The sequence below is a fragment of the Synechococcus sp. R5-15 genome (assembly GCF_047462035.1).
Classification (GTDB): domain Bacteria; phylum Cyanobacteriota; class Cyanobacteriia; order Thermostichales; family Thermostichaceae; genus Thermostichus.
On record NZ_JANSIK010000173.1, the window covers coordinates 1 to 7796 of the forward strand.

General features: G+C 58.5%; 10 protein-coding genes and 1 pseudogene. 5 read left to right on the forward strand and 6 right to left on the reverse strand.

What is annotated here, in order from left to right:
- Positions 1 to 71 precede the first annotated feature (71 nt).
- A complete protein-coding gene (gene ndhN, locus NW839_RS12795) occupies positions 72 to 515 on the reverse strand; it encodes an NAD(P)H-quinone oxidoreductase subunit N (RefSeq protein WP_414344253.1) in 444 nt (147 codons plus the stop codon).
- Positions 516 to 790: 275 nt separating this feature from the next.
- On the opposite strand from ndhN, the gene msrB reads away from it, so the two are divergent.
- Positions 791 to 1282: a peptide-methionine (R)-S-oxide reductase MsrB gene (msrB, locus tag NW839_RS12800; RefSeq protein WP_414380695.1), complete on the forward strand. Its 492-nt coding sequence runs from the start codon at positions 791 to 793 to the stop codon at positions 1280 to 1282.
- A gap of 49 nt (positions 1283 to 1331) precedes the next feature.
- Positions 1332 to 2135 (forward strand): FTR1 family iron permease, encoded by an 804-nt coding sequence (locus NW839_RS12805; RefSeq protein WP_414350126.1) that lies wholly within the window; start codon positions 1332 to 1334, stop codon positions 2133 to 2135.
- Between the two features lie 398 nt (positions 2136 to 2533).
- Here NW839_RS12805 and NW839_RS12810 read toward each other — a convergent pair whose 3' ends face one another.
- From NW839_RS12810 to NW839_RS12830, 5 genes are all read right to left on the reverse strand, one after another.
- Positions 2534 to 2746 (reverse strand): CP12 domain-containing protein, encoded by a 213-nt coding sequence (locus tag NW839_RS12810; RefSeq protein ID WP_011434185.1) that lies wholly within the window; start codon positions 2744 to 2746, stop codon positions 2534 to 2536.
- Positions 2747 to 3002: 256 nt separating this feature from the next.
- Entirely contained in the window at positions 3003 to 3683 is a 681-nt protein-coding gene (locus tag NW839_RS12815) for an energy-coupling factor ABC transporter ATP-binding protein (RefSeq protein ID WP_414331746.1), read from the reverse strand.
- Positions 3684 to 3719: 36 nt separating this feature from the next.
- A complete protein-coding gene (locus NW839_RS12820; RefSeq protein ID WP_414332008.1) occupies positions 3720 to 3989 on the reverse strand; it encodes a hypothetical protein in 270 nt (89 codons plus the stop codon).
- 151 nt (positions 3990 to 4140) lie between these two features.
- The gene (locus NW839_RS12825; protein ID WP_414344246.1) at positions 4141 to 4599 is read right to left on the reverse strand and encodes an MAPEG family protein; all 459 of its coding nucleotides are present in this window, start codon (positions 4597 to 4599) and stop codon (positions 4141 to 4143) included.
- A gap of 130 nt (positions 4600 to 4729) precedes the next feature.
- Positions 4730 to 5158 carry an SHOCT domain-containing protein gene (locus NW839_RS12830; RefSeq protein WP_414380696.1) on the reverse strand — a complete coding sequence of 143 codons (429 nt, stop codon included), beginning with the start codon at positions 5156 to 5158 and terminating at the stop codon, positions 4730 to 4732.
- Between the two features lie 138 nt (positions 5159 to 5296).
- On the opposite strand from NW839_RS12830, the pseudogene glmU reads away from it, so the two are divergent.
- The 3 genes and pseudogenes from glmU to NW839_RS12845 all read left to right on the forward strand — a co-directional run.
- Positions 5297 to 6646 (forward strand): annotated as a pseudogene (gene glmU, locus NW839_RS12835) (bifunctional UDP-N-acetylglucosamine diphosphorylase/glucosamine-1-phosphate N-acetyltransferase GlmU); the annotation flags it as partial.
- A 42-nt stretch (positions 6647 to 6688) separates the two neighbouring features.
- Positions 6689 to 7195 carry a PPC domain-containing DNA-binding protein gene (locus tag NW839_RS12840; protein WP_414328979.1) on the forward strand — a complete coding sequence of 169 codons (507 nt, stop codon included), beginning with the start codon at positions 6689 to 6691 and terminating at the stop codon, positions 7193 to 7195.
- 90 nt (positions 7196 to 7285) lie between these two features.
- On the forward strand, positions 7286 to 7738 hold the full coding sequence (locus NW839_RS12845) for an RNA-guided endonuclease InsQ/TnpB family protein (protein WP_414350124.1): 453 nt from the start codon (positions 7286 to 7288) through the stop codon (positions 7736 to 7738).
- Positions 7739 to 7796: the final 58 nt, after the last annotated feature.

Consider the following 7796-nt stretch of genomic DNA (forward strand, 5'->3'; position numbering starts at 1 on the left):
AACAAACAGAATGCTATCGCTGCATAGTTGAACAGTGATGTTCAGCAGTGTTCAGCGTAAATGTATCAGGTTCAGGCGCTCTGCAGAGGTTGCCAACGAATTGACCGTTCTCGGCCCAGTTCCACCACAAACTTCACTCCCTTGTCTTCCCGACTCAGCTTCACCAGGTAGGAGAGTTCCTGTTGGCTGAACACATGCCCCTCGTAAAACCAAAACACCAACCCCTTAGCTTTTGGGGGCAAGGTGGCCCGATACTGCTCGATCAACGCGGGAAAGAAATAGGTGCGCCGCTCCGATTTGCCCAGCGTGGCAGGCCGTACCCCATGAATGCGCGTCAAATAGCTGGCCAGATCCCCGATTCCCTTGCTGGAGAGGGTGACCACCTCATACCCAGCTCCGCGCAGCCGCCGCAGGTAATGTCCTTCGGACCCCCCCTCTGGGGTTACAAAGATGGCCAAAGCCCCAGATTGCTCCAGTTGCTGCACAAACTTTGCACCTGAGCCGACCAGCAGCATAGGAAGAACTCCATTACTCGTCTAGGGTTGGACAAGCAGCCCACCTGCGCTCATTGTAACGGGATGGCGCCTGAAGCTGGGGATAGAAGCTGCCAATGGAACCCATAGAATACTGGCTATCTCCCTGTTTTGCAGAAGGGAGCGTAAAGAAGGGTTAAGATACGGGTAACCTGCTTGCAGGTCTCAACCCACAGGTGGCGGACAAAGGCGGATGGATCCCCCTAGTAGGGATGGCCTCCCCGCCACTTACACAGCGACAACAGATGAACCTCATCATGCGACGACGCGAGCTGTTGACCTTGGCGGTGGCCGGGTTGATTACAGCACCCCTCAGCTTAGCAGGAGAGCAAAGAGCAATGGCCCAACAGACTTATCCCTTCACCAAAACCGACGCCGAGTGGCGGCAACTGCTCACCGAAGAGCAATACTATGTGCTGCGCCGAGAGGGCACTGAGCCCCCCTTCCGCAACGCTTACTACGACAACAAGGCCCCAGGTATCTATGTCTGTGCCGGCTGTGGTCAGGAGCTGTTTTCCTCGGCGGCCAAGTACGACAGTGGCACCGGTTGGCCCAGCTTTTGGGAGCCGATTGCTCCCCATGTGATCGGCACCAAGACGGACTGGAAATTGTTTGTGCCCCGCACGGAAGTCCACTGCTCTAACTGCGGTGGGCATCTGGGGCATGTGTTTCGGGATGGCCCCCCACCCACGGGTTTGCGCTACTGCATCAATTCTGCTGCCCTCAAGTTCATCCCAGCCACCACTTAGAAATCCTCTTGGCTCCAGCTAAAACTGAGCCGCCTGTCTGGGTGAGCCTATGTCGGACTACACGTTCCTGGATGCTGCTTCGATTCTGCTGCGGGAGGGCCTAGAGGCTCTCTTGGTGCTGGTGGCACTGCTGGCCCTTATGAGCAAGAGCGGGCAATCGGCTCAGAAGCGCTGGGTGTGGATAGGGGGATCCGCGGGCTTGCTGGCAGCGGTGATGCTCGGTCTGCTGGTGAAGCTGTTTTTCCAGCAGATGCTCACCCACACGCGACAAGAGGTGCTGGAAGGGATCACCGGGCTGGTGGCAGCAGGTTTGTTGTTCTCGGTCAGCCTTTGGTTGCACCGCCGGGCTGCAGTGGCTTCTTGGCAAACCTTTGTGCGGGAACAGGCGCAGGCGGCACTGGCCACGGGTCAGGTTTTTTCCTTGGCTTTTCTGGCCTTTGTGGCGGTGTTTCGCGAGGGGGCGGAAACGGTGCTGTTTTATGTGGGGTTGGCCTCTTCCCTCTCGGCAAAAGATTTTTGGGCGGGGATCGGCCTGGGATCCCTGGTGTTGGTGGCGGTGGCGATCTTGCTGCTGCAGGTGGGGCTGAAATTGCCGCTGGGAGTTTTTTTCCGGGGTCTAAGTCTGCTGATTTTCTACTTGGGCTTTAAGTTTTTGGGCAGTGGCTTGCACGCTCTACAGGTGGCGGACTGGCTGCCCATCACTCCTCTTGTTGGGATCCCAAAGCTGCGCTGGCTGGGCATATATCCCACTTGGCAGACGCTGCTCCCCCAACTGCTGCTGCTGGGAATAGCTTTCGCCTTGTGGGTGAGGCAATGGCTGCGGGCTGATTCTGCTCAGAGGCTTTCTTCGTGAAAAACGCTCTCCACCGGCACTGGGGATCCCATAAGCCATAAGTTTGATGAATCCCTGTCCTGGTTTTGATGGATGGCAATGATGCAGGTCACAATTTCATAGTCGTTTCAGGTTGGGACAAGGCGACCGAGGTACTGGGAAAAGCCTTCTGGCCCTGTGCATCTAACGTTTTAAGTGCGGGTGCAGTGTCCTGGTTTGAATCAAAATGACCCTAAAAAGAAAGCGCTCTGTACGTCGCGCCTGAAACCGCACCCAGTCAAGCCTTCCAGTCCAAGAAAGCAAAGCCTACCGGCAGGGATCCGGCAGGCCGCTGGATTTTGTCGGAGATCCCCAGTAGGAAACCCTGTCGATCGCTACGGAATCGACAGAGAGCATCCACTCTGTGGGGTTCCCGAGAATCAGGTATCGTAGACCCGGCATTCAACAGCATCTGGGTTTTCGGCGCAGTGCTGCTCTAGGCTGCTGGGAGTCCTCGGCTGGTGGCTGCGAGCTGCCAGCACTTCTTCAACCGCATCCCAGGCCGCACGGCAGTGGGGATCCCCTTCGCCGTACTCAGAGCAGACGTTGCGAGCATTTTCCAGCTCTTTGGCGATCACTTCAGACAGTCCCATGTTCTCAAGCTCCTTTAGACTAGATGGGGCCGGTGGCCCGCTGATGTAACCGGCTGACGCAAATCTGCAGGGATCCAGCGTAATCCCGGATCAACAAGTAGAAACCAGCCGATCCAGACGGGGAATAAGTTCAGGATAATGACCTTGTGCCAACCGAATTGATCAACCGGATACATTACCCATTCTAAACAGTGACGGCAGGGGGGTGCAGCTGCGCTTTCGCGATCTCTTTGGGATCAGGATGCGCAGGGATCCCTCAGGCTCCAAACAGTTGTTCAATCCGTTGCCGCACCTGCTCTGGGGATCCCTGTTGACGCACTTGGCCTTCCGAGAGCAAAATCGCCCCATCTGCCCACTCCAGTTCTGCCAGCCGATGGGTTACCCAGAGGGCGGTGATGCCTTCTTGATCCACCAGTTGCCGGATGCACCGCAGCAAATCCGCCTGGCTATCGGGATCCAACAGAGCTGTCGGCTCGTCCAAAAGCAGCACCTCACTGCGCCGGGCCAAAGCCCCTGCCACCGCCACCCGTTGCTTCTGTCCGCCGCTGAGGCCGTGGATGGGCCGACGGATCAGGTGCTTTAATCCGACTTGCTCCAAGGCTGTTTCCACCCGCTGGTGAATTTCCGCCAAGGTCAGAGCCTCTGCTCCCAAGCCAAAGGCCACATCGGCTCCCACCGTGGGCATGAACAGTTGGTGATCCGGGTTTTGAAACACATAGCCCAGCCGACCGCGAATCTCCAGGTGGCCCGAAAGGGGCTGGGGATGGGTCAGGGATCCGGACAACAGTTGCAACAAAGTGGACTTGCCGCTGCCATTGGGCCCCAACAGCATCCACAACTGGCCCTTGGGAATGACAAAACTGCACGCCTGCAAAACCGGCGGACGTTCCGGCCAAGCAAAGGTCAGGCTCTCCACCCGAATGGCCACCTCAGACATGGGGATCCCTTAGCGGCAGAGAGAAAAGGGCTGTCCTCAGCTTTGCAACTGGGCCAAAAAACCGGGACGGGCTCCCATGGGGCTGGCGCCGCCCGACTTGGAAGTCATTTGCACGCCACATAGCTCACCGGTGAGCAGGAACACCTTTTTGCCGGTGCGGTCGCAGGTCAGCTCCAAACTCTGAGGGGATCCGCTCTGCAGAGCATTGACGATGCTTTGGTAGGCCCGGTTGGCCGCTTCTTCCTCTTTTTGGTGGACAACGATGGGGGCAGGGTTCCCTTTCAGGAGCAGTTCCAGAGTGTACATGGCTGACCGTTGCGTAGTGGGCCGTGGGACAAAAGAGAGGCACCCAGAGGACGCCGTTGGCGACAGCAGGACGAAGTCCTTTTCCAGTATCGCAGGTTGGGCCAGGGTACCGGCAGGCTCAACAAATGACGGGGGAGTTTCTCTCGCCAGATTAGGCCAGGCCGGTGCCGAGAAAAGGCAGCAGGCTAATCAGCAACAGGCCCAACGTGGCCAGGGATCCCGCCAAGAAGGAGAGGGATCGCCCAATGGGAATATCGGCAATGTAGAAAAAGTTGTAGAGCAGCCGCGCCAGCAGAAACACCCCACACAGCACAGCTACCCCTTCATCTCCGCTGAGGCCAAAATACCAGGGATCCGAGTGAGGGCCGGTGATGTAGGCGATCAACGCTGCTGCCGCAAACATCCCAAAGGTCTCAAACCCGTTGGCGTGGGCCCAGGTGGCCCGTTGCCCGTAGGGAGGTAGCCTATCGAACATAGCCCGAGGGGCATGCAGGTCGTAGCCGACGCGGGCACGGGCATAGCCCACCACCCCCATGGGCAGATAGACCAAGAGCATGGCTGCCGCAATAGAGAACAGGGGGATAGCTGCGAGAGGAAGGCTTGGCAACATAAGGCAAAAGGACGGTGCAAGATAACAGGGGAGAGGAAGGAGCCCAGCTCGGGCAGGAGCTATTGCCGGGAAAATCAACACCAGAACCATTATCCATCTATCGGGCTGTCTATCCAGGCAGATGCTTGCGTCAGGAAATCTTGCGGATTTGCCGGCGGCGCTCCTCATATTCAGCGCGGGTGATCAAGCCCTGTTTCAACAGGCTTTCCAACTGCTGTTCGGGATCCCGAGCTTCTCGGCCTTCCACACTGGTCCACTCCAGCTCGATCAACTCTCGGTTGAATCGAAAATCGAAATCGGCATTGCTCATGGTCAGGATCCACAGCCCTTCCAGCAAACAAAGGGCGCGTACCCCGTAGCTGAGAATCTGCAGCGGGATGGAAGGAACGAACACCATCAGCCCCACCACCAAGTAGCCCCAGCCCCAGCGTTGGTGCCTCATATAGAAGCGCTGCAACCCTGGAATGAACACCCCCAGCATCGCCAGCCAGCCGGCCACCTCGCGGACCAACCGCCGACGATCCTGTGGGGGCATATCAGGGCCCCTGCTCTCGGCCATAGACTGCACCAGCTAGATGTGCCATTAAGCTAGCTCAGTTTTGGCCGCACAGGGCTCAGGAACTTGGATCCAACCTCAGAAGATTTTTGAGCAGCATCCCGCCGCCTATACTTGATGGGGGCGGTTCGGGGAAGGAACATGGCAGAGCGGGAGCTATCGGTAGCGATCTTGGCAGCGGGCAAGGGCACCCGGATGCGATCACGGCTGCCCAAGGTGCTGCACAAGCTGGGATCCCTGTCTTTGATCGAGCGGCTGCTGCGCACGGTGCTAACCTTGAAACCCCACCGCTGTCTGGTGATTGTGGGTTATGAACAGGAGCAGGTGCGCCAAGCCCTGCGGGAGTACCCGGTTGAATTTGTGGAGCAGGCCCAGCAATTGGGCACCGGACACGCCGTTCAGCAACTGTTGCCCGTCCTGGGCGATTTTCAGGGGGATCTGCTGGTGATCAACGGGGATGTGCCCCTGCTGCGGGCGGAAACCCTGCAAGCTTTGGTGGAGCGCCACCGCCAGATGAACCCAGAGGTAACCTTGCTCTCGGCTCAGGTGGCGGATCCCTATGGCTATGGGCGGGTATTTTGCGATGCCCAACAGCGGGTGCTGGAACTGGTGGAAGAGCGAGACTGCACCCCGGCCCAACGGCAAAATCGCCGCATCAACAGTGGGGTGTATTGTTTCCACTGGCCGGCTCTGGCCCAGGTTTTGCCCCATCTCAACAGCAACAACGCACAGCAGGAGTACTACCTAACAGATGCCGTCAAGCGGGTGGGCAAAGCCATCGCTCTGGATGTTGCCGATCCGCAAGAAATTGTGGGCGTCAACGACCGCCGCCAACTGGCCCAGGCGTACCAGATTTTGCAGGATCGCCTCAAGGAAGCCTGGATGGAAGCCGGGGTCACCTTTGTGGATCCCGACAGCAGCAGCCTCGAGGAAACGGTGGAATTGGCCCCCGATGTGGTGATCGAGCCCCAAACCCATCTGCGAGGGGTGTGCCGCATTGGCTCGGGAACCCGCCTGGGGCCGGGCAGTTGGATCGAGTCCAGCGAGATTGGATCCGGCTGTCACATTCTCTACTCGGTGGTCAGCCACAGCCGCATCGGCAACCACGTCTGGATAGGCCCCTACGCCCACGTGCGCCCCCACAGCCAGATTGGGGATCATTGCCGCATCGGCAACTTTGTGGAAACCAAAAATACCCAGATTGGATCCCACAGCAACGCCGCCCACTTGGCCTACCTGGGCGATGCCAAGCTGGGATCCCAGGTCAACATCGGGGCGGGCACCATCATCGCCAACTACGACGGCCAGCAAAAGCACTTTACCGAAATTGGGGATCGCAGCAAAACAGGCGCCAACTCGGTTCTGGTGGCTCCTTTGCAGGTGGGATCCGATGTCACCATTGCTGCCGGCTCCACCATCCCTGCCCGCTACCCCCTGCCGGATGACTGCTTGGTGATCGCTCGCTCCCGCCCGGTGGTCAAGCCCGGTTGGCGACTTGGGATCCGCTCCTCCCGCCGCCAAGAGCTCCAGCCCATGCCACCGGGATCCCTCAAGATTTATCCCTTGCGCCTCTTCCCCGGCCAAGATCTCAAGCAGGAACTGGAGCGAGTGGCCCGGCAGCAGCCCTTGCAAGCGGGGTTTGTCCTCAGCGCCGTCGGCAGCCTTAGCCAAGCCACCCTGCGCCTGGCCGACCAAACGGGGGATCACCTGTTGTCGGAACGCCTGGAGATCCTGGCCCTGAGTGGATCCCTGTGCCCTGACGGAGTCCATCTCCATCTCACCGTTGCCGATGCCCGAGGCCAAACCTGGGGGGGACACCTGCGCCCCGGCTGCCTCATCTACACCACCGCCGAAATTGTCCTCGCCGACAGCCCGGAGTATCGCTTCTCCCGTCAACCGGATCCGGCCACCGGCTACCTGGAGTTGCACATCCAACCCGTGGCAGGGGATCCCTGCTGGCCGTCCCCACCCCCCCAACCCCAGCAAAACCAGCAGACAAAACCAGAGGCTGACAACAGCAGGCCGAAAAGCCTACAGTAGTCAACATGAGTTACCTAAAGCTAAAGGGGGCTTGTGAGCGCCAAGCCGAAAGCTTCACGGAACTCATGGACGCTTTGCGGTGTGGCGGGCATGTTACTGGGTTTTCGGACGCAACTCATTCTTAACCGCAAGCAAACAACTCTAGCCGCCCAACACGCTGGGGTAGCCCGCCACGCCTATAACTGGGGCTTAGAAGTCTGTCGGCAAGCCCTGGAGAACCAGCAAAAACTTCCCACCGCCATTGACCTGCACAAGCGCCTAGTGGCCGAGGTGAAGAAAGAACATCGCTGGTACTACCAGGTCTTCAAATGCGCCCCTCAGCAGGCATTACGCAACTTGGAGCAAGCCCTTAAGCGCTGGCGGGGTGGGTTGGGGAAGTTTCCCCGCTTCAAACGCAAGGGAGTGCGAGACAGCTTTTACCTGGAAGGGAGTATTCGCACTTCTGGCAACCGCATCAAGGTACCTATCTTCGGTTGGCTGCGCTGTGCAGAGCTGCTCCCGGTGACCACACCCAAGAACGTGGTTGTTAGCTTGAGAGCATGACTCTAGTCAATAATAAGCTCAACTATACTGAAAATAATGTATAATATGTTCAGTACGG

Excerpts from the sequence above, each read along its gene's own strand:
- ndhN (WP_414344253.1), bottom strand. The coding sequence starts at position 515 with ATGCTGCTGGTCGGCTCAGGTGCAAAGTTTGTGCAGCAACTGGAGCAA.
- msrB (WP_414380695.1), top strand. The coding sequence starts at position 791 with ATGCGACGACGCGAGCTGTTGACCTTGGCGGTGGCCGGGTTGATTACA.
- NW839_RS12805 (WP_414350126.1), top strand. The coding sequence starts at position 1,332 with ATGTCGGACTACACGTTCCTGGATGCTGCTTCGATTCTGCTGCGGGAG.
- NW839_RS12810 (WP_011434185.1), bottom strand. The coding sequence starts at position 2,746 with ATGGGACTGTCTGAAGTGATCGCCAAAGAGCTGGAAAATGCTCGCAAC.
- NW839_RS12815 (WP_414331746.1), bottom strand. The coding sequence starts at position 3,683 with ATGTCTGAGGTGGCCATTCGGGTGGAGAGCCTGACCTTTGCTTGGCCG.
- NW839_RS12820 (WP_414332008.1), bottom strand. The coding sequence starts at position 3,989 with ATGTACACTCTGGAACTGCTCCTGAAAGGGAACCCTGCCCCCATCGTT.
- NW839_RS12825 (WP_414344246.1), bottom strand. The coding sequence starts at position 4,599 with ATGTTGCCAAGCCTTCCTCTCGCAGCTATCCCCCTGTTCTCTATTGCG.
- NW839_RS12830 (WP_414380696.1), bottom strand. The coding sequence starts at position 5,158 with ATGGCCGAGAGCAGGGGCCCTGATATGCCCCCACAGGATCGTCGGCGG.
- NW839_RS12840 (WP_414328979.1), top strand. The coding sequence starts at position 6,689 with ATGCCACCGGGATCCCTCAAGATTTATCCCTTGCGCCTCTTCCCCGGC.
- NW839_RS12845 (WP_414350124.1), top strand. The coding sequence starts at position 7,286 with ATGTTACTGGGTTTTCGGACGCAACTCATTCTTAACCGCAAGCAAACA.